The organism is Sphingomonas sp. 2R-10, assembly GCF_030062225.1.
Lineage (GTDB): Bacteria > Pseudomonadota > Alphaproteobacteria > Sphingomonadales > Sphingomonadaceae > Sphingomonas.
The window spans coordinates 69,096-93,626 of the sequence record NZ_JASCXF010000008.1; the positions used below are offsets into that span (position 1 = coordinate 69,096).

Sequence of the window (24,531 nt, forward strand, 5' to 3'; positions counted from 1 at the left end):
GGTTGGGGGTTTGCTCCCGCTCGGGCTACGCCCTCCCGGAAGCAAACCCCCAACCGCTCAACCTAATTGACGCTCATGCGCTCATCGTAATTGTCGCTGGGTACCCCGCGCCGCCCCGTGACCTTCCATGCGTGGTAAATGCAGCAACATCGTGAAGCGGGTGGTGCGCTCGACCAGCGTGCCGATCGCGGAGCTGCCGAGCCCGAGGATGAGGTCGCCCTCCCAATGACCTGGGACGGCCCGGTCGTCGGATTCGGCGGGGCGCTCGCTGATCATGATCTCGGGCGATACGAAGCTCTTGCCACGCTGGCCGATCCGCGCCCGCGGCAGCGCAATGTCCGTCCGCTGCGCAGGCATGCGGTGAGTTCACGGCGCAGAGCGCCGCGGCCTTGCACGAACAGTGCCTGGTAGATGGGCTCGTGGCTGATGTGCATGCCGTCGTCGTCCGGAAACTCGATGGGCAGACGCCCGGCAATCTGCTCCGGGCTCCAGGCCTTTGACCAGCGCCGGTTCTGACGCGGCCCATGCCGCCGTCCATTCCATGATGATACCGATGGACCGAGGACGGACGGGCCACCGGGTCTGGCAACGGCTCCGCTCAACCGGTCTTGAACCCAGCGTCGCAGCATGTCGTTGGCCGCAAGCCTCGCGACCTTGGGCCGACGCGCTGCCCGCTCGGCATGCCACTGCGCCGTCGTCGCGCGATAGTCGAGATTGCCACCGCTAGTTGCCGCATTGCGCCGGACTTCGCGCGAGATGGTCGAGGCAGCACGTCCGACCCGGCGGGCGATCTCACAGACGCCATGCCCCTGGACCAGCAGCAATGCGATCTCCTCGCGTTCCGCCAGCGACAGGTATCTGCCCGACAAAGGCTTCGCCGATGGCCTGAACGCCGCTGGTGGCATCCCGCCCGCCTCCCGAAACCAGCGGCTGCCAACCGGTTGTGACGCTCCTGCCTTCACCGCTGCCGCCTCGCTGCTCATGCCGACAGATACATACCGCCAGAACAGTTCACGCACTTCCCGATTGGCAACCGGCGGTCGCCCCGGAGACCGTAATGGCGGCCGGGTGCACTGCCCCGAGCGCCGCTTCTTGATATCCATCGCACGCCTCCATTCGCACAGCGTTGCGACGACCGATTGAATCCGCGTTGGCTGCCGCGGTCCGAATGATGAATGAGCCCTTCGGGCGGACGCCGCATGACGAGGGCCTTGCGCAACGCGGCCAGCGCCAGGTCGCGATGCAGGCGGTCGCCGACGGCCCAGCCGATTATGCGGCGGGAGAACAGGTCGATGACCACGGCCAGATAGAACCACCCTGCACCGGCTTTCCAACGATGCTTCACATCGCCGGAACCTTGGCCGGCTCCGCCCTCCCGCGTCCAGACATACGAGATGTCCACGCCCCATTTCTGGTTGGGCGTCGTCGCCGTAAAATCCTGGTCGATGATGTTCGGCGCGATCGGCCAGCTGTGCTCGCTGTCGGTTGTCCGTTTGAATTGACGCTTCTGCCGACCGCGCAGGCCGTTCTCGCGCATCAGTCGCGCCGTGCGACGCCGCCCGATGGCGAAGCCATCATCCTGCAACTCCCGCGTCATGCGGGGACTGCCGTATGTGCCGTTCGATAATGCAAACGCCGAACGGACGTGCGCCAGCATCACCATGTCATCGCGTTGTCGCCGACTGGCTGGCCGGTCCTTCCAGGCAAAATAGCCGTTCTGGCTGACACCGAGCACTCGGCAGAGACGATGTACGGGGAAATCCTTCTTCGCCTGATCGACGAGCGCGAACCTCATCGACTTCCCTCCCGGGCGAAAAAAGCGGTCGCCCGTTTCAGTATGTCGCGTTCCTGCCGAAGGATTTCGTTCTCCCGCCGAAGGCGCTTCAGCTCGGCAGCCATATCTGCCTGCGGCGCTTCGCCAGGCATCTCCATCAGCCGATCACGCCGGCGCCCGATCCACCGCACCAGCGTCGACAGGCCAACCCCCAGATCTTCCGCAACCTCACGCTGCGTGCGCCTTCTGGTCGCCGCCAGCCGAACCGCCTCGTCCTCGAATTCCTTCGTAAACCGTCGTTGCTTCGTCATCGAGTTCGCCTTTCACCTCAGGAAAACTCTCCACTTTTCTGAAGCAAGTCCAGAGGGATCCCGCAATGGTGCTGACCTCTGGCGACGCCTGAGATCACAAGGATTTCGTGGGTCGGAACGGGTCGTAACCGAATGGGCTAGCCGGCGACGACAGGCTGAGCGGGTCGATACGGAGTCCCTGCACCGCGTGCCGTCGGCAAGAACGATCGCCAGGCTGATGACGACCGGACGCGTACCCTGTCCAGAGCAGAAACCGTGACGGTTGCAGCCGTAGAGGCCGGCGTACCGCCGCTCGTTGAGGCGCGTACCGTCGTCGAGGGGTTCCATGAGATGATCAGGCGCAAAACAGAGGGAGATATTGTCCCCTGGATCGAACGTGGACGAGGCAGCCTGGTAGCATCTTCCGCCAATGGAATTGCACGCGATGTCGCCGCGGTCCGAGTCGCCATCGTCACATCATGGTCAAACGGGCAAACCGAGGGGCAGATCATCAAGCTCAAACTCGTGAAACGCCAGATGTACGGAGGCGGTAACTAGACCTACTCGAAGCAAGGTTGGTCGGCACCGCATGGCTCTGAAATGATTGTGTCCCACCGCGTGGTGTAGCTTGGGCGTCGTAGCCGCATCGATCTCCGGGCAGGCCGGGATTGGTCAGGCGGCCATGGACGGCAGCGTGACGGAGGGATCATCGCTTAACTGCGCGACGCTTTCCAGCGTGATGTAGCGGGCGCGCTGTACCGCCCATTCATCGTTTTGTTCGAGCAGCAGCGCGCCGACGAGACGGGTGATGGCCTCCTCGTTCGGGAAGATGCCGACAACGTCGGTGCGCCGCTTGATTTCGCCGTTCAGGCGTTCGAGCGGGTTCGTGCTGTGCAGCTTGGTGCGATGCTGGGCCGGGAAGGACATATAGGCGAGCACGTCTTCCTCGGCGCTGTCCATGAGCTTGGCGAGTTTGGGTACGTTTGGCCGGAGCTGGTCGGCGACCTTCCGCCATTGGCCCCGGGCGGCATCAGGCGTTTCCTGCGCGTACGCGGTGGCAATGAAGGCCGAGACGACGCGACGCCCGCTCTTGCCAGCGTGCGCCATGGCGTTGCGGGAGAAGTGGACCCGGCACCGCTGCCAGGTGGCGCTGAACACACGCGAGACGGCCGCCTTGATGCCCTCATGCGCATCCGAGATGACGAGCTTCACGCCGCGCAGACCCCGCCGGGCAAGGCTGCGCAGAAAATCGGTCCAGAACGTCTCGGCCTCCGACGCGCCGATCGCCATTCCCAGCACCTCGCGCCTGCCATCGGCATTCACGCCGACCGCGATGGTGACCGCGACCGAGACGATGCGACCGGCCTGGCGGACCTTCAGGTATGTCGCGTCGATCCACACATACGGCCAGTCGCCCTCGATGGGGCGGTCGAGGAACGCCTTCACGCGGACGTCGATCTCCTCGCAAAGTCGGCTGACCTGGCTTTTGGGAATGCCCGACATCCCCATCGCCTTCACCAGATCGTCGACCGATCGTGTCGAGATACCCTGGATGTATGCCTCCTGCACGACCGCGGTCAGTGCCTTCTCGGCAAGCCGACGTGGTTCGAGGAACGCTGGGTAGTAGCTGCCCTTTCGCAAACGTGGGATGCGCGGCTCCACCGTACCGGCGCGCGTCTCCCAGTCGCGCTCGCGGTAGCCGTTGCGCTGGGCGAGCCGGTCGCTGCCCTTCTCGCCGTAGCCGGCACCCGTCAGGCTGCCGACCTCAAGGTCCATTAGCCGCTGCGCGGCAAAGCCGATCATCTCGCGCAGGAAATCGGCGTCCGCGCTCTTTCCCACCAGCGCCTGAACGCCCCTCGTATCGTCGGTCATCGGGGTCTCCGTCGGTTGAGTTTCGCAACCCAAACCTATCCGAAGATCTTCGATGACCACCCCTCAGCTACACCACGTCCTGGGACGCGACCTCTGAAATAATCAAATGTGCTTCAGAGCCCTTTTTCCACGCTGATTGACACGTAGGAGTCAGGACCCCATCGACGGAGCGATATTGAGACCTGTTACCGGCTGCATCATAGCCAATCGTCGTCGTCCTGCTGCCCGCCGGCGCGCCACTGCTGGAGGATAAAACGAGGCGCCCCAGTACGTCGTAACTATACGACGTCGTGACTTGCGAAGCAGCCGGCAAAGCAAGGCAGCCGACGGCAACAAATTCCGCCCAACCAAATACTTTTATCACTGAATCCTTCGCGAAATCAGCGCGCCTACCACTGCGATTCCGACATTACACCGTAAGCAAGAGCATCTATTGCAACTGACCATGACCACGCTTATTTTGAATTGACCTTCATTCGCCAATCGCCAATCGCCATTTGCCTCCAAAATGAAGGCGATATTCATAGTCCGCCTGGGCGCACGTGCCGGCGATCGTCCTTCCGCTGGCGCATTTTTGCGGCAACAGCGAGGAGGTAGCGATGTCGCCGAACATGTTCGGGACTGTGATAGCTTGCGATGGCCATCCAGATGTCGCGGGTGCGGAAAAATTCCATCAGCAATATCCACCGCGCGGCTTCGATGTTGAAGCAGGCTTCGTCGCGCAACCAGAGGCGCACCGACTCGGGCGGGCGTCCAAGCAGCCGCGCCATGCGAGGCACCCACCAACTGTTGATCTGCATCGGTCCAAGATCATAGCGGCCGTCACGGTTCCGCACCGCCGCCCCGATCCACCCTCCCTCCTGGTCGCGTATCCCCAGCAATGTGCTTTCCAGCCACCGCTTGCCCCGCGCGGACTGATGGATACAGCGGGCGATCAATCGCTCATCGGCAACGGTGCCTTCACTTTGGACCTCCGCTGCCGAGGGGACGGCCAAGAGTGTGATCAGTAACGCGAAGATCGATGCCACCACCGGTTTCATCGCGCCTTCCCATCGATCGTGACGGCACCACCCGTGATCAGTGCCAGCGGCTGGCGGCCGGAGATGATCTCGACCTTGCCATTTCACGCGACTACGTCGCGACTGCCGCTACCGATGCGGCCAGTATGGATGAACAAGCCGGACAAACCGCTCACGGTGCAGAGCGAGGCGAACGCCTGGACGTGCTCGGGGCGGATCGCCCCGGCGTAGCGTTTGCCCTGGATCAGCCAGACGCGACCATCGATCACCACCTGCCCGTGGATCCCGCCATCGCCGCGGTCGTCGCGGCGGTTACGGACGAAGCGGTGTCCGCGTCGCTCGAAGCTTTCGAGCAGCAGTTTCTCGAACGCCAGTGCATCCATCGCTCGCAGCCGTGCATAGATCAGCGCGGGCGACTGGCTCCGATCGCGACCGTGGAGCCCCTCGCACATGATCCGCGCCTGCCTTCGTCGCCAGCGATGCTTGATCGGCACGCGAGAGGCTCTCCAAGCGAGCGCTACAATGAGGGTGGCAAGGCAAAATAGCAGGATGGTCATGGCGGACCTCAGCGTTCGGGACCGCGCTGCCGCACGGTATGTTCGGGGAAATGGGACGGTGCGGCAGGCGTATGCCCGGGCGCTTCACTGCCTTCGCGGTCCGGCGTCCGCTCGCGATCGAGCACAGCCTGGAGGAAGCGGTCGAGCCGCACCGCGATCTCGCGCGCGCCCTCGGCGAGTTGCTCTGCAATGCCGTCGGGCGGCGCCGGACGTCGGCCAAGCTGTCGCATCAGCACACCTTCGCGGCGCTCCTCCCGCCAGCGCTCCTGCTCCGCCCTGCCCTCCTGAAGCTGATCGGGATGCCGCCCAGCCACCGCGCGACGCCCGTCCTTATCGAGCCGTCCCAGCCCTTCCAGCGCCGAGGTTTTCTCGCCCGAATTCTGTTCGAGCTTCTCGGCCAGCGCCTTCGGGTCTTCGGTCCACAGCTTCACCCCGAAGCGGGCACGCGTGATCGCGGTGTAATAGTTCTGGCCATTGACCAGCGCGGAGCCGACCGGCGCCAGGACGTAGACACGCGCATAGGTCTTCGACTGCGCCGAATAGACCGTCTCGGCATACCCATGATCCCAGGTGCGGTGCCGGTCGAGGTCGACCTCCTGCACCCGGCCGCCGCGATCCCAACGGATCGTCGCCACGTTCTCGGCCAGCTTCTCCACCGTACCGCGATCGGCGTTCTTCAGGCCCAGCTCGTGGCTGACCAGCCGCCACTGGATGCGGTCACCCTGTGCGAGATCGCGCTCCTCGACGTTGAAGACGTTGACGTTGCGGACCTGCCCCAGCCGCGGCTCCCAGCGGATGATCTGTCCATGCTGGTTGGCCAGCTTGACCACCTGCCGCCCGTTCGGCTCGCGTCCGATCCCGACGACACGGTATTCGGTTTCGCACGCGATCCCTGCGACCGAGATGTCACGACCGAACGTCACCACCTGCCCGCCCGAGTAGAAGCGCGCGTAAAGCTTCTCCTGGTCGGTCATCGGCGCGGACGACAGTACCTCCAGCCGCGTGTCCTCGGCAGCCACCACGCCCTCCCGCTTCAGCGTGTCGCGAATCATCGCGTGGACGAGTTGACGGGTCTGGTTCTCGAGCACGAGGATGTTGGTCGAGGCTCGGGTGTTCCCGCTCAGCCGCGTCCATTCGGCGACCATGCCCTTGGCTAGTTCCTCGGTATCTTCGCCGCTCGTCACCCGGTCGAGCGCCGCCATCGACCCGGTGTAGTCGCCGGCCCGGGCCCGGGTCACTGCAGCCTTCATCGAGCGCGTCTGCTGACGCATCGACTCGGTCAATTGCGCGGTCGGCATTCCCAGCCGCTGCATCAGCCAGAACGCCTTGCCCTGCTCGATCGCGCCGGTCTGGCTGTTGTCGCCCAGCAGGAGCAGGCGGGCGCCGGTTACCCGGCTGATCTCCAGCATGCGCAGCGCCTGGCGGTTGCCGAGTTGCCCGGCCTCGTCGAGGACGAGGACGTGCGCGGGGGTGAGGCCGTAACCGCCGGTGGCGAGCAGGCTCGCGACGGTGCGCGACGGAATACCCGCGCTCTGTCCGAGATTGGCGGCGGCCGACGAGGTCGGCGCCAGCGCGATGAACTCGGTGCCGGGTTCCGCCGCCGTGCGCAGCGTCCCCACCAGCATCGACTTGCCGGCGCCGGCGACGCCGTGGACGCCGGTCACCCGATCGCGGGTCAGCGCTGCGGCGGCGACCGCCTGCTCCTGCTGCGGCGTGAGCCCGGCGGTCTCAAGGATGGGGAGCAAACGGTCGGCGTTGGCGATTGGACGGGCGTCGTCGAGACCCAGCGCGATATGCTGGGCGAGCGCCTGTTCGAGCCGCGCGGTGCGCCTGGTCGTGCGCCCGCGCAGCAGAACCTTGTCGCCGGTCGGCTCGCGAGTGGTGAGGAGCTTGCGGCGCTCCGCATGGTCATCCATCAGCGGCCGGACCTCCGCCAGCCGTACCTCGCCGACATGGCTGGCGAGCCCGACGCGAAGCATGCGCCCGAGCTCGTTGACCGCCTCGCGCGTCTCGGTCTGGCGGATGCCGAACAGCGTCGCACGGGCGGCGGTGGCGGGGTCTACGGACACGTCGTGGCCATTCGCCGCGTCGCGCACCTCACCCAGCTTCTCCTGCTCCGCGGCCGATCGCTCGGCCCAGCGACCGTGCAGTTCGTCGAGCCCGATCCGCTCCTTCGCGGGCCGCGTCGCGTAGAACGCCTGCCGCCGCGCCGCCTGCCCTTCCAGGCCATGCTCCTTCGCATAGGCGTTGATCTGCTCGGCACGTTGCGAGAAGGCGTGCATAAGGCGACCGGGCACGTCGCGGATCTCGAACAGCCCTGTGCGGGGATCGCTGTCGATCTCGTAGCCGAGCTCACGGACCAAGTGGGCAAGGTCGTTGCGATAGACCTGCCCTGCGGTCATCTGCTCGGCATACATGGCGCGGGTTTCGAGGCTCGCCATCGGCCCGCCATCCTCGCGATTGGTCATGTTGAGCACGACCGCATGGGTGTGGAGATGGGGGTCGAGTTCGCGGCTGGCGTGCTCGGTGAAGCGCGCGACGAGGACGCGGCCGGTGGTCTCGTGGACGATCTTGCCGTCGTCGCGACGGCGGAGCGTCGCGTGCTCTTCCAGATAGGACAGTGCTACCCCGACCGCGAGCTCGTGCGCGGCGATGATCCGCTCGTCGCCCGCGACTAGCGCCATGATCGACACCGACTTGGGCGCGTTGACCGCGAAGTCCCAGCCGGGATGATGCTCGATCCCGCCTTCCTGGCGATGCCGGCCGAGCTGCTGGCCGGCGACCTTGCCGGCGAGCAGCTCCTTGAACACAGCGGGATCTACCTTGCCCGATAGGCCCAATTCGGCAGCGAGCGCGCCGCCCCATTCGGAATGCTCGTCGGCGCCCTTGGTGTAGTAGTCGCCCACCGTATAATAGCGGGCGATGTTGGCAGGGGTCCCCTTGAGGCGGCGGGGATGGATCATGCCGGCCTCGCGTCATGACGGGGACCATCGGCCTCGCCGTGCTGGACCAAACGGGAGATCACCTCGCCCGCGCGTCCGCCGACCATCTCCCAGGCGGCGCGCGGTGGAATGGGCAGCTCACCGTCCTCCGCGGCAAGAATGGCTTCCTCGATCGGGACGCCGGCCGGGATGGCGGACCTGGCTCCGAAGAGGTCGGACTGGGTAGCTGCCGGTTCCCCTTCGGCGGAGTGGCCCGGGCTGTTGGCAGGCTTCACGGATGCAGGTGCTGCCTTCGGCTCCTGCCCCTCCTTCTTCCCCGTCGCTTTCTCAACATCCAACGCGTCGCGGACCTTCGATTCCGCGTGCGCGATCTTGATCAGCGTCATCGCCGTGTCGAGCCGGATCGCCGGGGTGGTGCGCTCGACGAACCCGGCTGCGATGGTGGCGATGGGGTTGTAGCGGTCGTCGAATCGCATCACCGGCAGGTTGCGGCCGAAGCGCAGATAGCCCGACAGGTTGGGCAGGTTGGTGACCTCGGTGTGCATCACCAGCGGGCGGGTCACCTGCATCCGCGACAGGTTCACCCCGTCACGCATGTCGTTGACGCCGTAGCTCATGCCCTCGTTGGCCTCGACCTGCTCGACCTGGCCGAGATTCTCGGAGACATGTTTGGCGGTGTCGGTGTCGTTGGCGCGCAGCGCCACCCAGGTCGAGCAATAGCCGGTGATCGCCGCGGCATCCTCCTGGCCATAGGTGGCGCGGAGCTGGGGATAGGACTGGAAGCCGAGGATGCCGCAGCCACCGTACTTCCGCGCGCGGGCGAGGAAGTCGGACAGCGATGGCAGTTTCTGGAGCGTCGGCAGCTCGTCGATGACACAGTAAAGTCGGCGATCGCGATCGGGGGCGAGGCTCATAATCGCGGAGATGGCGATATCGAGCCAGACGGTGATGAGTGGGCGCAGCGAGGGAAGCTGGTCGGCCTTGACGGTGACGAACAGCCAGCTGTCGGCCTTCCCCTCCTCCACCCAGTCGCGGATCGAGAAGCCGTCCTCGGTATCGTCGAGATAGCCGAACGAGCGCATCACCGAGGCGAGCTCGGCCTGGACGCCGGCGGAGGTGCGCTCTCCTTCGGTGGAGATAAAGGCGGCGGCGTCGGTCCCCGCGACGAAGGCGGCGAGGTGCTTCAGCTTCGACCGGACGAGGCGATCGAGCATCACCGAGACATAGGTGTGTTTCTGGCTCGCGAGCTTGCGCAGCACCGCGACCAGCGTACCGCGCGCCGCCTTCGCCCAGAACGGATCGCCCGGCTTGTCGGGGATCGTCGACTCCGCGATCTGATCGTAATGATAGTCGCGCGGCACATCGACCCAGGGCGACCAGCGGGCAGTACGCGCATCGAGCGGATTGAGCAGCGTGTCGACGCCGGGGCGGTAAAACTTCTCCACGAAGGTGCCAGCGGTGTCGTAGACGATCGCGCGCCGCTTGGACTTGCGGATGCCCTCCAGCATGGTGACGATGAGGTTGGTCTTGCCGGTGCCCGGCGCCCCGCACAGCAGGATGTGCTCGGGCTCATAGGCCTCCGGCACGGCGACGCCGCCGATGTTGAGCGGCCCCTTCTTCTGTCCGCGCAACGCGCGTCGGACATCGCGGCGGGTGCCGAAATGGGCGCCGCGCAGATACTCGTTGGAGCCGAGCCCCTTCCCCATCCGCGCGAAGTAGAACCAGGCCCAGGCAAGCGCCGCCAGCGCGAACGCGCCGGAGAGCAACGCCCCGTGAAGGAGGTATATCTCGAAGCTGTGCAACGTCCGCTTCGCCAGCCCGGAGGCAAGCAGCCAGTCGGCCGAGGTCCAATATTCGCGACCGGCGGGATCGTGGAAGCGGACGGGGTCGTTGGTACCGGGCGCGGCATCGACCTTGATCGCCGCCTCGGCGAGCTTCACCAGCACGAAGCGTTCGTACTCGGTGGATTTCTCGAGCGCGTACCAGACGATGCCGACGATCCAGAGTACCACCCCGGCCAAGGCGGTCTGGAAGAACACCTGCGTGGTCATCCGGACGTTGTGGACCGTCGCCTGCCCGCCCCTCGTCCAGGCGCCGAGCATGTCATGCCGGAAGAGGCTCATCGCGCATTCTCCCGGCCGAGCAGGCCCCGTTCGGTGAGGATCGCGCGGGCGTCCGCCATCCCCTGCTGGAGGGCTTTCGGCGATTGCTGGCCGATCCCGGTGGCGACGATCGAGAGGATCTGGATGCAGGTCGCCAGGATCTCGTCCTGCGACGAGAAGACGTAGCCGTTGGCGGGGTCGGCACCTTGCTGGAGTACCCGGCGCAGAAAGGCGGACAGCGTCAGGTCGGCATCATGCGCGCGACGCTGGAGGCGCGCGTGCAGCGCCTCGTCGATACGGACATTGATCTTGATCACGGGCGAAGCTCCGACGTGGAGCCCCGCGGCACGGATATGAAGCAGGGTCGCTATACGCCGATCGCGCCTTGCGATCAACGACATGCCGTGCGGGCCGTGTACCACAGCCATAATCCAGCAGGATCAGCAGGGTAGCTCCTGGCTATCCGGGTCAGTGTGCCGTGTATCACAAACGGGCGCGGCGGCGTGGTACATGGCACACACGGCTATAGCATCGTGTTTACTGGCGGATTCGCTCCGGAGCACCCGTGCGTACGGTGCATTAAAACGGACGAAGGACGTGCGTCCTCCCCAGCGCAGCGGCCTGACCGCTGCGACCACCATCAGCCACGATGGCGGACCTCCCCCGGTAGGGGGCACCTTCATACCTTCCGGCGGCACGCCGGTCCGCGACGCTGCACTGAAATAGGACGCTGATTGTCATGATACGATCCTCCGATCCGGGTTGCGAACGCACCGCGTGCGTCGCATGATGACGGGTGGCGGGCAGCCCGATGACAGCGAGTTGGACATGCCCAAACTGAATGAACGAGAACGACTGGCGGACCTCGAAGCGCGCCAGCGCAAGATGGTCGAAGAGGTCACACAGGCACGCAGCGCGCTTCGCGATCGCTACGCTGCGATGGTGAAGGACGTCGGCATCGAAGCGCTCAGCGAGCGCGAGTTCCGCGACCTGATGACCCACGCGATCCGGGTCGGTGGAGCCGCTGCCGTCGGCGCGCTGAGAGCGCTGCCGACGGCTAGGGCTGCATGACGAAGGGCGGTACGCTGTAATCCGACAGGACCGCAGCGTACCGCCCTCCAGCGGCGCGAACCGTTCAGTGCGAGCGGGACGGATATCGCGCCACGAATGCCGTCCGCGCCTCGTCCGAATTGAGGTTCTCGAACCGAGCCTCGTCCTCAAGCCACACCGCGACGAAGCATCCCCGCCCGCAGAGCCGATGGATATTGGCGAGACTGCCGCGACTTTTGCCGTCCCATACCACCAGCCCGGTATCCGCCTCCGCCGCCATCGCCCGGTCCTTGCCGGCGTGGAATGCCGCGGTGCCGCTACGGCCTTCGCCCGGTACATTGCGGACCTGCCAGTCGCCGACATTGTTGCGGGGAAAGCCGTCAGCCGCGAACACCGTCAGGTTCTTGGCACCGCGCTCGTGGAGGAGCCGCTGGACCGCCGTATCCGCACCACGGGCATCCCCGATCAGGACCGGCAGGCCACGGTCGAAGATCGCCTCGATGCGCTCGGTCACCGGGCCGGACAATTGCCGGATCGCGATCGACCCGGAGATGAATACCGACGGCTTTGCGTTCGCGGTGTTGGTCGCGTTCGTGGTCATGGCTCTGATCTCCTTTGTTCGGCCATCCCGCAAAATCCCCCTCTCCTCTGGTGCCGGCATGATACCGTGGTGACCTGCACCGATCGTCAACGTCATCCCGCAGGGATGTCCCAGCGACGAGCACGGCGGAGCCGCGCACAGGAGGCCGATGGCATCGCCGTCGCATCGACCGCTCGACGGACCCAGTCCCGCAGGGGCAGGGTCCCGAGAGCGGTCGATCCTCCCCGGCCAGCAAAAAAGGGGATCGGCCGGGTGTGACCCCGACCGATCCCGCGCGCGATTCACGCTGCCGCCGCCTGTTGTCCGTCGCAGCGGAAGAAGTGCGCCGGCACCTTCGCCGCGCGTACCATCCGGGCAAGGTGCGACTGCAATCCCGAGCCTTCGCAGACCACTGCCTCCACCGGTTGCAGCTTCACCATCTGCTCGTTGCGTGCGAACCCCGCCCGGTTTCCAAGCCGGTGGTTGAGCGCCATCGCCACCAGCATCACCCCTCGACTGGCCGCCCACGCCGCCGCGATGGCATCGCACCCCTTCGCCTGCGCCGTCGTGACCAGCACCATCGCCGGCACCCGCGCGTGGATCTGGTCCAGCTGGTCCCAGAGCTGCTGGTGGTCGTGCCACTTCTGTCCGCCCGAGAAGAGCACCACCGGACCCTGCGGCGCGTGCGCTTCGATCCGGCGCTGGCGGCGGGCTGCAAGAAAGTTGGTCCCGTCGATCACCGACGCGGTGCGCTTGCCCGACACCAAAGTCGCGCGCGGTGCCGACCACGGGCGTCCGGTCTCCACCCGGAACGTATCCGCCGCACGGTCGCGCATGCACTCGACCGCTTCGCGCGCCTCGTCCAGCGACTGGCAAAGCGCCTGCGCCTCCTCCAGTTCGACGGTGCCGATCTCGCTACCGTCCGCCGACCGGATCAGGTCCTTGACCTGCACCGCCGCCCGGTCCGCTTCGTCGTCGAGTTGCTTGGCCACCTTGTGGAAGGCATGGACGACACCCCACGCCAACCGTACTGCGATATCCTCCAGCCGGGTATCTCGCATCACGTCGAAGATCGTCTGCACCACCATCTCGGAGGCGCGTTCCGCTTCCGACGCTTCGGGCAGTCCCGCGGTGATCGGATCGTCGCCGCGCGTCATCTGGAAGCCATCCACCGTCTCGGTGAAGGCGGCGGCGAAGCTGTGCGAGGGATCTGCGGTTTCGTCAGCGAACAGGTCGGCGATGTCGGCGAGGTGGGAAACAGTTGCGTTGGTCATCGGAACCTCCTTCTTCTTCAAGAGGTCTCCTCCCCTGCACGGGCTCCGAGCACCGGGGTCAAGGATCGCGCAGCGACCGGCGAAGCCGGCGGTGGGGGTCACGATTTTTTCCGGCGGCCACCGTCCGTCGAATGAGGGGACGACGGTTGCTCCGCCGAAAAAAATGGTGGGGCCCCGCCGTCCTTGAGGCCGGTGCGGTCCCGTGCCACACTCGGAATTGTTGAGAGAGATTATTATCCCCGACGCCCGCCCCGCGCGCCCCAGGACCGGCATGGGCTCGATGCCCATGGCGGGCCTTTTCAGCAGAACGTCGGCGATCGCGCGTCACCCCCGACACGGGGATCGGACCCATGCTCCATCCCCGGCAGGCGCGGTCATCCCGTGCCCCGCCACCACGCGATCCGCTCGGCCCGCGTCGCATTCGCCAGCCACCGCAGCAGATCGCCGTGGCACGCCAGCGGCGCGCAGAAGCACACCAGATCCCTGCCCCTCAGTTCGTCCAGCGCCCGCAGCAACTGATGCTGTGTCCGCAACCAGCGCCCGTACTTCGCGATGACCTCCGCCCGATTCCCGTCACGCCCGATGACGAACGGGTTCCCCCATTTCGAGCCGCGCCCGATATAGACCGCCCCCGCCGGAACGCCGCCCACCCGCTTGTTCAGTATCCTGCACATCGTCACCTCCATCAAAATCGAAGAGGTTTCCCCTCGCCGCGGGCTTCGAGCGACGGGGTCAAGGATCGCGAAGCGACCGTGTCAGCGGCGGTGGGGGTCACGATTTTTTCGGCGGCCACCGTCCTTCGAGCGAAGGAACGCCGGTCGCGCCGCCGACAAAAATGGTGGGGCCCCGCCGTCCTTGAGGCCGGCGCGGTCCCGTGGGATCATCGGACAGATCGGGAGAGGAGTTTTCCCCAACGCCTGCCCCGGGCGGCGGTCGACCTTCGCGGCCGGTTCATGGATGGTACCAGAAGCCCTCGCGGTGGCCACATGCCTTGGAGGAAACGGGGCAATAGGCGTTGATGCAGCCACCCTCCAGTTGCTGGACGCGCCCGTGCCGCGCCGGCTTCCCGCAATCGGGACACGGTGCCGTCCACCATTCGTCCTCGAGTTCCATGCCGCCGGGTTCGATGCAACTGCCGTAGACGCGCATGACGTGTATCTCCCGAATGGGGATGGCGCGCGCAGCGTCATCCCCGAATTGATGGACAAGAATCAGGCAGCCCGCAGCAGCCTTGCGCCGCCGGGGCGGCCGACCTTCGCCGCCGGCGTCTGGTCGGCCTTGCGGAAGGCGTGGATCGGGACGCCCGCCTGCCGCAGCGTCTGGTAGAGGTTGGCCTGGATGCCCGACCCCTCGCCCAGCACCGCCTCGACCGGCTTCAGCTCGGCGAGCTTGCGGTTGCGCAGGAAAGGGGCACGCCGGCCACCGCCGATCAGGCCGAAGGCGATCAGGTGGACGTTGCGGCTCGCACACCACGCCGCGACGATCGCATCGAACCCCTTGCGCTGGGCAGTGGTGACGACGGTCATGGTCGTGATCCGCTCGCGGATCGCATCGAGCCGGTCCCAGATCGGTTGCCAGTCGTGCCACTCGGCATGCCCCGAGGCGACCACCAAAGGTCCACGCGGCAGATAGCGTTCCCGTTCCTCCATCTCGCGCAGGCGCAGGTAATCCTTGACTGCGGTCTGCGTCGCGGTCGACGCCCTCGACGCCCGGCTTCCCCGCGCCGGCGACCACGGCCAGCCCGACTGCACGCGGTACATCTCGGCGGCGTAGTCGCGGCACACCTCCATCGCCGCACGATGCTCGGCGACCGACTGGCAGAGCAGTTGCTTCTCCTCCAGCTCGTTGTTGTAGACCTCGCTGAGATCGGGGCGGCGCGCCAGATCGGCGAGTTCGTCGGCCAGCGCGTCCTCGCGGCGCTCCAGTTTCTGGGCGGTGAAGTGGAAGCTGTTGACGATCCCCCACGCGACCTCCGCCGCCAGCGGCGCGAGCCGTGTCTCGGCGAACAGGTCGAAGATCGTGGCGACGAGCGCGCCGCATTCGGCCTGCACCGCCAGCGGCTCGGGCATGTGGTGCTCGCCGGGCGCGTCGCCGGGTTCTATGATCGACAGGGGGATCGGATCGCCGAGCGCGCGCTGGAAATCGGGAGTTTCGGTCAACTGCGCGTAGAGCGTCGGCAGGTCAGCGAGGTTGCGGACGCTGCGCGAAGACGGTGTATCGGACATGGGTGTTGCTCCGTGGATCGGATGAAAAAGGGGCCGGCGGCGCGATGCACCCGACCCCGGTGAAGCGTCAGTGCTGCGGCTGGCGGCAAGCGCCGTTGACCAGCTGCCACGCGACCTGCGCCGCAAAGGCTTCGAGCCCGGATCCTTCGAGCAGGTCGAAGATCCGCGCGATGACGGTCCCGGTCTCGATGACGGGTCCACCGCTCGCGGCCGGATTCGTGCTCGATGGACGGCAGGGTTCGGCGATGCCGCAGGCGGTGCTGGCGACGATGATATGGGGCACGATGCTGGCTTTCGATAAGCGGGAAAGGAAAGGGCCGGAGAAGCGATGCTCCCCCGGCGCCGGTCAGGCGTTCAATGCAGCCGCGTCAGAACGGCATGTCACCGTCGAGCCCATCACCGCCGTCCGCGCCAACCAGCTGGCCACGGTCGCCCGCGGTGCTGTCGCCGAAGCCGCCGTCCTGCCGGCCGCCGCGATCGCCGCCCCGGCTACGGTCGCCCTGCCCCTCGGTGTCGTAGTTGCTGGCACCGAAGCCGCCGCCGAAGTCCGAGCGCATCGTGTCCCGGCGCCACGCGATCATGTAGCCGTCGAAGTCGGCCGCGGGGAACAGCGCGACCGGCAGCGGCTCGGGCAGGCTGGGATCGTCGATCGTGCCGGCGAGGAAGACCTCACCCGACCGCTTCATCGCCGCTTCCCAGACCGCGCCGATCTGCACCCAGCGCCGCGCCACGTTCAGCGCCACCACCTCGAACCTGGGCGCACGCGGGTTGTCGCTCTGCACCGGGCGCAGCCCGATCTTCGGCAGATCGATCGTGCGCGTCGCGATCGAACCCATCAGACGTCCGTTGACCTTGCGAAGTTCACCGATGTTCATCGTCTCAACCTTTCGACATTTGCGTCGCTCTCGAGCTCATCCCCGGCGACACAAATCTCAGATCCTCCTCTCCTCTGATCCCGTACTCTCCTCGCGCGCTGCCGCGCATGTTCGCGCCGCACCCTCACCGCGCACCGACCCCGATCCCGACGCTTCCGACAGCGTGGACCCAGCACCAGCCCCACACGTTCGCGCTGCACCAAGGCGCCTGCGAGCCTGCCATGGTCCGCTTGCCGTAGGCGACCCCGGTCCACATCTCCGGGTGCCATCGAGGGATCGCCCGTGCCGTCGCTGTTCGAGAATGCCGTCTCTTCCCTTCGGATGGGGGTCGAGGATTACCGCCAGCAGGATGCCGATCGCGACGTCTCGGCTGTCCGAAATTTCTACGCCGGAGTGTTGCTGCTCGCCAAGGAGGCGCTGATCCGGAAGGTGAAGTCCCGCGATTTCCATTGAGATCGATCTCCCGTCACCAGCGTATCGTGATCGACCTGTCGCTCCGGATCCTGTGCGCCGCCATGGCGCGATCCGGCGATCGGCGCGTCGATACGATCGAGGTTCGCCTTGCCCAGCGGTGCCTGGTCGAGCATTGCCCCGAGCGATGGCCGCTCGACAGTTTCTGGGCGTCCGCCGCGGCCGGACACGACATCGGGCGGGCACAGGGATGCACGGCTGCCTTCAACGAAATCGTGCGACAGCTTCGTGTCTCGGGAAGTCTTGCCGACGGATAGACCGCGCCGTCTTCCAGTCGCCCGCTCGCCGATGGAAAGCGTGACCCGTCATACTTGTGGATGCCTCGCTGCCCGTCAACTACGACCGCGATCGGACGAAGGCGGGATGTGGACGACGTCCACGGTTTGCTGCGATCCCAGGGCGGAGATCAGTCCGGCGGTTGCATCGGCACGCGATCCGGCATCGGCGAAGATCTCGATCGTGTAGGCGGCACGGGCGAAGTCTTCCGCGGCCGTGGCGCACAACGCGACATGGTCGGGTGGCCAGCGGCACAGCAGGATCCACGGCCATCCCGGCACAGGGGGATCGTAATGGATGAAGCCGATGTCGTCGCAAATCAGTCGTGAAGGCCGGCGATCGAGCAGGTCGGGCGCTACGGGCCGGTCACGTTCCCCGGCAATGAACGCCTCCCACTCACGCCACTCGTCATCGGTCTCGATGATGATCGGATAATAGCGCCGCAAGGGCAGTCGTCGTCCGGCGAAGATCGGCGGCACATCGATGACCAGCAGGTCGGGCACGGTCGGAAGCGGCCTGGGATAGCGCAGGCGCCACCGGGCAACGCCGTCAACGAGCCGCATCGCTCCCCCCGCAGGTCGGAGCGGACGACGTGTTGCGAATAGTGGAGGCGGAAGTCTGAACCATACAGACCACGAAACGGCCGGACAGGATCGAAGGAAAGGGATGTCATGGTGTTTATTGCTTCCATTTTGAAGCGATCGCCGGACGCGGGTACGGAACGACGCGCATTCCTGGCACCTTCAAACCGTGGTTCGGGCGGCGTTGAAGCGGTCGAGCCACGATCCCATCGTCGGGCGCCGATTGAGCGGAACCGCGGCGGCTGCCTTCTGATATGTGAGGAGGTCGGCGGGCGCTTCGACGATGATGGCATCGATCTCGGTGCCATCGAGCAAGGCTTTCTGCCGAATGAAAGCGGTCGTCGATCCGGCCGGTTACGCGTGGACCGGTGCCAGAGACCCTCGACGTTGCGCAGACGCGGCGCCGCCCGCGCCTCCATCAATATGATCAGGCGCAGTTCCTTGCGCGGTAGTCCAAGAACTTCGCCGGGCTGCATGCCCGTCCAGAAAAATCATGCCGCTTACGAGACACCTCAAACTATCTGCCTGCCAAGGCATGCGAACTTGTTTTGCCGTAACCACGTCTGGAGCATGACCAGCTCTGGGACGATGCCGTCGTTCGCAAGCATGATCGTGAATGTCGGGTTTTAAATGAACCGGACGCTCGCGGGGCTGCTGAGGTCGAACCTGACTTGTCATCGCGCCAATTGGCTCTTCGTGCTCATTCCGCTCATAGGGTCTAGAGGGCCGCTCTCGTTTGGCTAAGTAGTCAGCGGGGAATAGCGAGCCGGACTCGAAAGCTGGCGTTCAAACGGGTATCGAATTGACGATGACTAGGAAGGCCACCCACGACCGCCATGGATCCCACGCGGGTCGCGGTTTCCGCTATCAGGACGCAGTGGCTGTCATGTTGGCTCTCCGAGTTTGGGCCAACCTCGATCCGGTCGCAACCATCATCCCCGAAGGCAATGATGACATCGAACGCAGGTCTGCCACCGGTAGCGCGCTCGTTCAGGTTAAGAGCCGGCGCGAGGACCTTGGTGAGTTGCCGCTGGCGAGCGCCAAGAACTACATCACCGAGCTCTGGGACCGGCACGACAAGTTCACGCCGCACGCGGCTCGGCTCACGCTGATCCTTGAACAAGGGATTATTGACCACGAAACTTCGCCGGATGGCGACATCATGCCGAGCGCGAAGCTGGCCTCTCAACTGCCCGGCAATGCGCGGGGTAAGGCGTTGATGGCCAAGACTGACATCCTGCGGGTGTCGTCTCCGAACGCCCGCTCGATCGCAACAATCATGGACCGCACCGGCTGCGCGCCGATCGCCGCTGCACTCAGCGTCGCTCAGCTCCTGCATGAGGTCGGGACGTTCGCGGACGACAACGGGCGCCTCAAGCCCGACACCTATCGCGGCCTCTCAACGAGTGATACCGACCGCATCGTCAGCCACACGCTGGCGGCTACCGACGTCGAGGCGATTCAGACAGCACTTCGTAACGGAGCGTGCGAACCGGCCGACTTCCTAACGCCGCTCGACGACCCCGAATTTTACCTTGGTGTCGACGTCCAGCCCGGTCATGTTGCTGCTGGGTTAGTCATTCCGCGGCTACAGGCTCGCGAGGCACTGGCCCGCGGCCTTGAGAGCCGCGGCGCCGCGCTCGTCGCCGGTCCATCGGGCGCCGGCAAGTCTGCGATCATGTGGGAGACTGCCTATTCTCTGCGCCACACGATCCGATGGTACAGTCTGCTTCGCATCGATCAGAACGACCTGCCTGCCCTCCGGCAACTCGTCCGCACCCTTCTGGCGAACCCCGACAGCCCCGTCGGCTTCGTAGTCGACGACATCGGGCGGCGGGGCGCGGAGGGTTGGGACGCGCTGACGCTCGAGTTCGCGGCGGTGCCGGGCGTCGTTCTCCTTGGCTCGATCCGCGAAGAGGATCTCTTCCTCCTCCAAGGCCGTTCGCGTGCTGCGGAGGTGCGCGCTGAGGCAGACAAAGACCTTGGCCGCCGGATCTTCGAGGAGCTCAAGCGCACTGGCAGGACCGAGTGGGCCGGCTGGCAAGAGCCATGGAATCGAAGCCGGGGCTTGGTGCTTGAATATGTCCACATGCTGACGGCCGGGCGGAGGTTCGAAGAGACGCTCGCCGGACAGGTGGACACCAGGCAGAGCGACCCGGCAAGACTGCCCGAGCTGTCCATCCTGCGGGTCGTGGCGTTGACCGGAGCGGCCGGCGCCAGCGCCAACGCCGATCGACTTCCTACTGTCCTTTCGCTGCCCGAGGAGGATGTCGGGCGCAGCCTGCGCCGTCTGGTCGACGAGCATCTCGTCCGCGTGGATGCAGACGGCGGGCTAGCCGGTCTCCACCAGCTGCGATCCGCAGAACTGGTGCGCCTGACGCACGCGGTCCCGCCGCCAACGATCGCGATCACGTTCGCCCGGGCGGTCGGCATAGTCTCATCGAGCGATCTCGAGCCTCTGACCGCCGACGGTATGCGCAACCGCGGTATTAGTCAGGATGACGCCATCGCGGCGCTTAGCGCCAGGATCCAGAGGGAACCGAGACTAGAGACGCTTTCGGCAACACTTCGTGGTCTTGGGACGGCGTGGATCGCGAACGCGGTCGATGCTTGGCTGGCGACGGAGAACGTGCAAGCTCTCCCACCGACGCAGGTCGGCACCGCTGCGATGTTCGGGTTAGCCGGGACCACGATCCCGGCCCTCAACGAGACGCTCGGGACAGCGATGGCCGCAGCTGCCGAACTCGCTGAGAGGCGTGCGGACGCCACTGGCGATCCTAGAAATGCGCTCATTGAAGCTCTGCCGACCTCCTTGCTCACCACTATGATTTCGGACGCCTCGGACCCGGCGGCGCTTGACCAGTTTCTGTCGTCACTGAACGGCATGCCGCTGCACCCGACCGTCCGCTCCGCACTGGCGACGAGGCCCGTCGATCTGCTCGCGGCGCCGATCAACGGCGTCGTGAGCCTTCTTGGAACACTCGCTATCCTCGACCGGAATGCGGCGATTGCATGGGTTGATGCCGTCGGCGAGCAAGAGCTTGTCGACCGGATGCCCCACGAGATCTCGTGGGCGACGGAACCGAGTTTCGAAGAGTCTTCCGATGGCTCGGTGATCCGCTGCGACTATAATGAGATCGGCATTCCCGGCGAGGACGACACCCATGACAAAGTGGTGCGAATTTGCGAGGTGGCGCTAGCGCTCTCGCCACGATCAGACATCGCCGCTTCTGCCGCCACGGCGCCGAACGGAGAGGTCGTCGGGTTCGGTGGCTTGCCGCTCGCGGAGAAGCGGATACCGCGCGCGAACCTGCCGGCAACAGCACTGCCGGAATGGAACCGCCGCTGGCGCGACGCGATCGCGATCCGCGTCGCCGCGCCAAGCTACAGTGGATACCTCGCGCAGGCTGCCCTGCTTCTTAACCGTCTCGCACCGGCGTTGGATCGCATCCTTAACCTCATTATACGCGGCAAGAGCGTCTCCGATGCACAGTTGATCGCCATGAAAAGCGTTCACAAGGCTGCGCGCGAGCTGACTCCACCTGCAATCGCCTCCTCGGTCGCGACCGGCGAAGGATCAGGCGAGTTCAACGCCAATGTTACGAAGCTGCAGAATCTGCTGTTCGCGGGCAGCGCCGACGTCTGTAGGCGTTTCCACCAGCTTCCGGATGGCGCCGGCGCCTTCATCGCCTGGACTGCCGACCTGATCAAAAGCGCCGATGAGGCCGAGGCTCAGGAACCGTGGGAACTCATCGGTGGCGTACCCGCCAGTCTCGGCAAGATCCGAGAGGTCCTCGTTCGCGTTAAAATCATCGCGGGCGACGCTGCTGAAGGAACTATGCACCCGGGCGTGAGCTTCGCCACGCTCCTCGGCAAGGCAAAACCCGACAACGCGCTCCGCCTTGTCGCCTCAGTGGTCGAGAAGAGGATGACGGGGGCGCGCAACGAGCTGGCAGCCTCGATCCAGTCCCAACTTGAAGACGACGGCGTGGAGGCTCTGGTGCATGTCGTGGAGGACCCCGACGGCATACTCCCATGGCCACCCAGCAAGGTGCTCATCGTGATCCGACTAATGTCGCAGATGGAGATCGAGAGTCATGCGGTCGCAACCCTAGCCGCCCGTCAAGCCGTCCCGAGCGGCATCAGGCTTACCTTAATGCCGAGCGTCGACGGACGGGTGTTGCCGGCGCGCAGTGTCAGCGGCTACGAAACGCTGCTACCCTCCCCCGACGACGCTGACATTTGGATCGAGCAACTCGGGCTCCCCTCATTCCGCGCGGAAATCTCGCCGATCCTGAACATGGCAGTGGCGATGGCATCGGCCTTACAGTCGATGGACCGCCTCAATCTAGGCATCGCCGGTCGCCCCCCTATCGAACTGCAAACACGGGATAAGCTCGAGGATGAGTTCGCCTCGACGCGAGACCTACTGGTGGCGAAGGTCGACGATCTTGATCCGGAAGGCACGGCCCTCGTTTTATCTTTGCTCGACCGCATTCGCTCTGGCGAAGCCGGCTTCGCGGATGGAGTCCAGGAGTTTACCGTGAGCCAAGTGCCGAACGAGATTATCCAAGAGGTATCTGCCTTGCAGATCGCACTCGACGACGCCGAGTTCGAACGCGGCAGGGCAGAATGCGGGAGCTGAATGGCCTATAATTGGGTTGCTCCCCCCTTTCCAAGACAACTGCTCCCTGAAAAAGCAAATGACCGCCGGAGATGTGCGCCGGAATACGAAGATGAGGTGGGGCGATGGCTGTGGGTCCGAAACGGCACGAGAACAATGATCTCCTGCATCTGCATGTCCGTGTTGATGGCGAGGCAGACCTCAACGCGATCTGCTACGCGTTGAGGGGACTGTTCGCCGCGAACGGCAACAGCGATGGCCAGTCCAAGTCGAATCAACAGTTCCGTCGCGGCGTGGTCGTCACGTTCGGGAGCGGGCCTCTTGCTAGCCTGTTCCTCGATAGCGTCGAGCAAGTGATCCGCAAGCGGGTTCGCAATCGTATTCAGTTCGACCGGCGCTAGCCCATCCTAAACGGCAGGTTCTGGGCAAGGCGTCCGGAAGACCGAACGACTTGGATTAGGCCGCGTTAACGGTCGTCGGCTTCGATCAGTCAAGCAGCAGCTTCCGTAACGATCTGACGTTCATCGACGCGGATGTAAATGAACCGCTTTGGTCGACTGCTAGCGCAAGCGAAGGCGACATTTGAAACCGACCTGCCTCTCGAAGCTCTAACGTAAATGACCGTTCTTATTAGGAGCCGACGATCAGCGTTTATCTGACCAAAATCCTCAGCCGACACGAGATACGTCTACAATTGCCTCCCGGTTCAAGGCGTCACCTTGGTGAAGATCGCATGCGGAGGCGGCCTTCCAAGACTTCATGCGCAAAGATCGCCGATCTCACGTTCGATGAGCCTAAATCGATCCTTAACCTCGTCACCCGCATAAAATGCAAGCATGTCTTCCTTTGTGAGGGTTCCCTCGGCGAGGAACTTAATAAGGTAGCGCTGATTAAATTCAGCGAGAAGGATCCCCTTCTCAATCTGCGAGAGGATCTGTTTCATATTGTCGATATTGGCGGTAACGAGATGCTTCACCAGCGCCATATCGCGCGCATCTTTGATCAGCCGGTTCACGATGATCTTGAGGACATCGGTGTCGAGCTCGAGTGTCTTCGCGTTAAGCGCGATGTCGCGCGCGAGCATGTACGCGATGGCGAGATTGCGATAATCGCCCTTCTGAGAGTCGATGATCGCGATCAGCCCGATACCGGGCAGGAACTTCAGGTCCTGCACGGCGACCAAGACACTGTTGTCGACGAGCGAGGCGTCGAAGACGATAATCGCGGCCTGGGCGTCGCGATTGGCCTGCGCTTCGAGGAGCTGGCTCCAGGCGGTGTCCGCCTTCTTAGTGAAGATGTCCTTGGTCTGGATGTCACCTAGGCGGATGCTTTTGTCGAACTTGCACTCGATCGCGACCCGCTTACCGCTGTCGCCGGCGAGATGGCAGACAATGTCGCCGGTCTTGTTGCGGCGGATCGTACCGGCGCGGTCGCCGGTCAGTTCGATCCGGTCACCGATTTTCTGCCGATCGAAAAACTCGGACAGAAAGTCGGCGATATCGGTCTCGGCGAGCACTCCCTTCACCGCGGATCGGTAAAACAGCTCCTTCTTCATGTCGAAGATGAGTTTCAGGCTTTCGAGCTCGGTCCCGAGATCGTTCGCGGTTCGCGAGAGGAAGCTCGAAAGCCGATCCTCCATGAGCGCAAGAACACCGATGTAGAGCGCCTTGTGGAGCTGCTCGTCGCGATCAATGGCGGGAATTTTGTTGAAGAACTCGAACAGGATCTTGTTGTCGACCTCGAAGGCACCAAACTGAACGCGACTATTTTTCTGATCGAGGCTGACGAGGGGCATCTTAAACCTTGCTGTAACGATAATGACCCTTGATGGAGGCAGCGAGAAATTCGCCCTTCGATCCAGCCTGATCGAAGGCCTGCGCAATCTGCGGCGGCACCTCATAGTAATGATAGCGCCCGCCATTGAGAAACTCGACCTCGAGCAGCAGATGATCCTCATCATAACGGATCGCCGCGAGGTTCGACGAGGTGAAAGGGTTGAACTCCTGCCAGGCCATGTGC

General features: G+C 64.8%; 22 protein-coding genes and 2 pseudogenes. 6 read left to right on the forward strand and 18 right to left on the reverse strand.

Annotated features, from left to right (window positions below; translation table 11 throughout):
• Window positions 1–114: 114 nt before the first annotated feature.
• Window positions 115–1,103, reverse strand: a pseudogene (locus QLH51_RS05585) (IS30 family transposase); the annotation flags it as partial.
• Window positions 1,104–1,150: 47 nt separating this feature from the next.
• Window positions 1,151–2,085 (reverse strand): annotated as a pseudogene (locus QLH51_RS05590) (IS3 family transposase); the annotation flags it as partial.
• Window positions 2,086–2,340: 255 nt separating this feature from the next.
• On the opposite strand from QLH51_RS05590, the gene QLH51_RS19925 reads away from it, so the two are divergent.
• Window positions 2,341–2,622 carry a transposase gene (locus QLH51_RS19925; RefSeq protein WP_125656682.1) on the forward strand — a complete coding sequence of 94 codons (282 nt, stop codon included), beginning with the start codon at window positions 2,341–2,343 and terminating at the stop codon, window positions 2,620–2,622.
• Window positions 2,623–2,736: 114 nt separating this feature from the next.
• Here QLH51_RS19925 and QLH51_RS05600 read toward each other — a convergent pair whose 3' ends face one another.
• The 6 genes from QLH51_RS05600 to QLH51_RS05625 all read right to left on the reverse strand — a co-directional run bounded on the left by QLH51_RS05600 (window position 2,737) and on the right by QLH51_RS05625 (window position 10,873).
• Window positions 2,737–3,936, reverse strand: a complete 1,200-nt coding sequence (locus QLH51_RS05600) for an IS256 family transposase (RefSeq protein ID WP_125656679.1) — start codon at window positions 3,934–3,936, stop codon at window positions 2,737–2,739.
• Window positions 3,937–4,457: 521 nt separating this feature from the next.
• Complete coding sequence (locus QLH51_RS05605; RefSeq protein WP_125656676.1) at window positions 4,458–4,976, reverse strand: murein transglycosylase; 519 nt, start codon at window positions 4,974–4,976, stop codon at window positions 4,458–4,460.
• Between the two features lie 83 nt (window positions 4,977–5,059).
• A complete protein-coding gene (locus QLH51_RS05610; protein ID WP_283514413.1) occupies window positions 5,060–5,449 on the reverse strand; it encodes a restriction endonuclease in 390 nt (129 codons plus the stop codon).
• Between the two features lie 71 nt (window positions 5,450–5,520).
• Window positions 5,521–8,475 (reverse strand): MobF family relaxase, encoded by a 2,955-nt coding sequence (gene mobF / locus QLH51_RS05615; protein WP_125656671.1) that lies wholly within the window; start codon window positions 8,473–8,475, stop codon window positions 5,521–5,523.
• On the reverse strand, window positions 8,472–10,577 hold the full coding sequence (locus tag QLH51_RS05620; RefSeq protein ID WP_125656669.1) for a type IV secretion system DNA-binding domain-containing protein: 2,106 nt from the start codon (window positions 10,575–10,577) through the stop codon (window positions 8,472–8,474). Before QLH51_RS05620 ends, mobF begins: the two co-directional genes overlap by 4 nt.
• Entirely contained in the window at window positions 10,574–10,873 is a 300-nt protein-coding gene (locus QLH51_RS05625) for a CopG family transcriptional regulator (protein WP_125656666.1), read from the reverse strand. The genes QLH51_RS05620 and QLH51_RS05625 overlap by 4 nt, the downstream gene beginning before the upstream one ends.
• 469 nt (window positions 10,874–11,342) lie before the next feature.
• Here QLH51_RS05625 and QLH51_RS05630 point away from each other — a divergent pair, with 469 nt between their 5' ends.
• A complete protein-coding gene (locus QLH51_RS05630) occupies window positions 11,343–11,627 on the forward strand; it encodes a hypothetical protein (protein ID WP_283514414.1) in 285 nt (94 codons plus the stop codon).
• A gap of 64 nt (window positions 11,628–11,691) precedes the next feature.
• Here the strand turns inward: QLH51_RS05630 and QLH51_RS05635 are convergent, their stop codons facing one another.
• The 6 genes from QLH51_RS05635 to QLH51_RS05660 all read right to left on the reverse strand — a co-directional run bounded on the left by QLH51_RS05635 (window position 11,692) and on the right by QLH51_RS05660 (window position 16,560).
• Window positions 11,692–12,207 (reverse strand): hypothetical protein, encoded by a 516-nt coding sequence (locus QLH51_RS05635; RefSeq protein ID WP_125656663.1) that lies wholly within the window; start codon window positions 12,205–12,207, stop codon window positions 11,692–11,694.
• Window positions 12,208–12,488: 281 nt separating this feature from the next.
• Window positions 12,489–13,460 carry a DUF2493 domain-containing protein gene (locus QLH51_RS05640; RefSeq protein ID WP_125656660.1) on the reverse strand — a complete coding sequence of 324 codons (972 nt, stop codon included), beginning with the start codon at window positions 13,458–13,460 and terminating at the stop codon, window positions 12,489–12,491.
• A gap of 374 nt (window positions 13,461–13,834) precedes the next feature.
• A complete protein-coding gene (locus QLH51_RS05645; RefSeq protein ID WP_125656657.1) occupies window positions 13,835–14,134 on the reverse strand; it encodes a DUF4326 domain-containing protein in 300 nt (99 codons plus the stop codon).
• Window positions 14,135–14,671: 537 nt separating this feature from the next.
• Window positions 14,672–15,685 (reverse strand): DUF2493 domain-containing protein, encoded by a 1,014-nt coding sequence (locus tag QLH51_RS05650; protein WP_125656654.1) that lies wholly within the window; start codon window positions 15,683–15,685, stop codon window positions 14,672–14,674.
• Between the two features lie 67 nt (window positions 15,686–15,752).
• Window positions 15,753–15,968 carry a hypothetical protein gene (locus QLH51_RS05655; RefSeq protein ID WP_125656651.1) on the reverse strand — a complete coding sequence of 72 codons (216 nt, stop codon included), beginning with the start codon at window positions 15,966–15,968 and terminating at the stop codon, window positions 15,753–15,755.
• Between the two features lie 85 nt (window positions 15,969–16,053).
• Window positions 16,054–16,560, reverse strand: a complete 507-nt coding sequence (locus QLH51_RS05660; protein WP_125656648.1) for a DUF736 domain-containing protein — start codon at window positions 16,558–16,560, stop codon at window positions 16,054–16,056.
• A gap of 282 nt (window positions 16,561–16,842) precedes the next feature.
• On the opposite strand from QLH51_RS05660, the gene QLH51_RS05665 reads away from it, so the two are divergent.
• Window positions 16,843–17,013, forward strand: coding sequence for a hypothetical protein (locus QLH51_RS05665; RefSeq protein WP_164516108.1), 171 nt, complete (start codon window positions 16,843–16,845; stop codon window positions 17,011–17,013).
• A gap of 26 nt (window positions 17,014–17,039) precedes the next feature.
• Window positions 17,040–17,288, forward strand: a complete 249-nt coding sequence (locus QLH51_RS05670; protein ID WP_206428949.1) for a hypothetical protein — start codon at window positions 17,040–17,042, stop codon at window positions 17,286–17,288.
• Between the two features lie 75 nt (window positions 17,289–17,363).
• On the opposite strand, the gene QLH51_RS05675 is transcribed toward QLH51_RS05670, so the two are convergent.
• Window positions 17,364–17,810, reverse strand: a complete 447-nt coding sequence (locus QLH51_RS05675; RefSeq protein WP_125656642.1) for a hypothetical protein — start codon at window positions 17,808–17,810, stop codon at window positions 17,364–17,366.
• A gap of 240 nt (window positions 17,811–18,050) precedes the next feature.
• Window positions 18,051–18,203 carry a hypothetical protein gene (locus tag QLH51_RS05680; RefSeq protein WP_206428948.1) on the reverse strand — a complete coding sequence of 51 codons (153 nt, stop codon included), beginning with the start codon at window positions 18,201–18,203 and terminating at the stop codon, window positions 18,051–18,053.
• A 493-nt stretch (window positions 18,204–18,696) separates the two neighbouring features.
• On the opposite strand from QLH51_RS05680, the gene QLH51_RS05685 reads away from it, so the two are divergent.
• Together QLH51_RS05685 and QLH51_RS05690 are read left to right on the forward strand one after the other, a co-directional pair.
• Window positions 18,697–22,533: a hypothetical protein gene (locus QLH51_RS05685; protein ID WP_125656640.1), complete on the forward strand. Its 3,837-nt coding sequence runs from the start codon at window positions 18,697–18,699 to the stop codon at window positions 22,531–22,533.
• Between the two features lie 104 nt (window positions 22,534–22,637).
• The gene (locus QLH51_RS05690) at window positions 22,638–22,913 is read left to right on the forward strand and encodes a hypothetical protein (RefSeq protein ID WP_125656637.1); all 276 of its coding nucleotides are present in this window, start codon (window positions 22,638–22,640) and stop codon (window positions 22,911–22,913) included.
• 356 nt (window positions 22,914–23,269) lie between these two features.
• On the opposite strand, the gene QLH51_RS05695 is transcribed toward QLH51_RS05690, so the two are convergent.
• Complete coding sequence (locus tag QLH51_RS05695; RefSeq protein ID WP_125656634.1) at window positions 23,270–24,307, reverse strand: hypothetical protein; 1,038 nt, start codon at window positions 24,305–24,307, stop codon at window positions 23,270–23,272.
• Between the two features lies 1 nt (window position 24,308).
• A complete protein-coding gene (locus QLH51_RS05700; RefSeq protein WP_164516111.1) occupies window positions 24,309–24,527 on the reverse strand; it encodes a KTSC domain-containing protein in 219 nt (72 codons plus the stop codon).
• Window positions 24,528–24,531 lie beyond the last annotated feature (4 nt).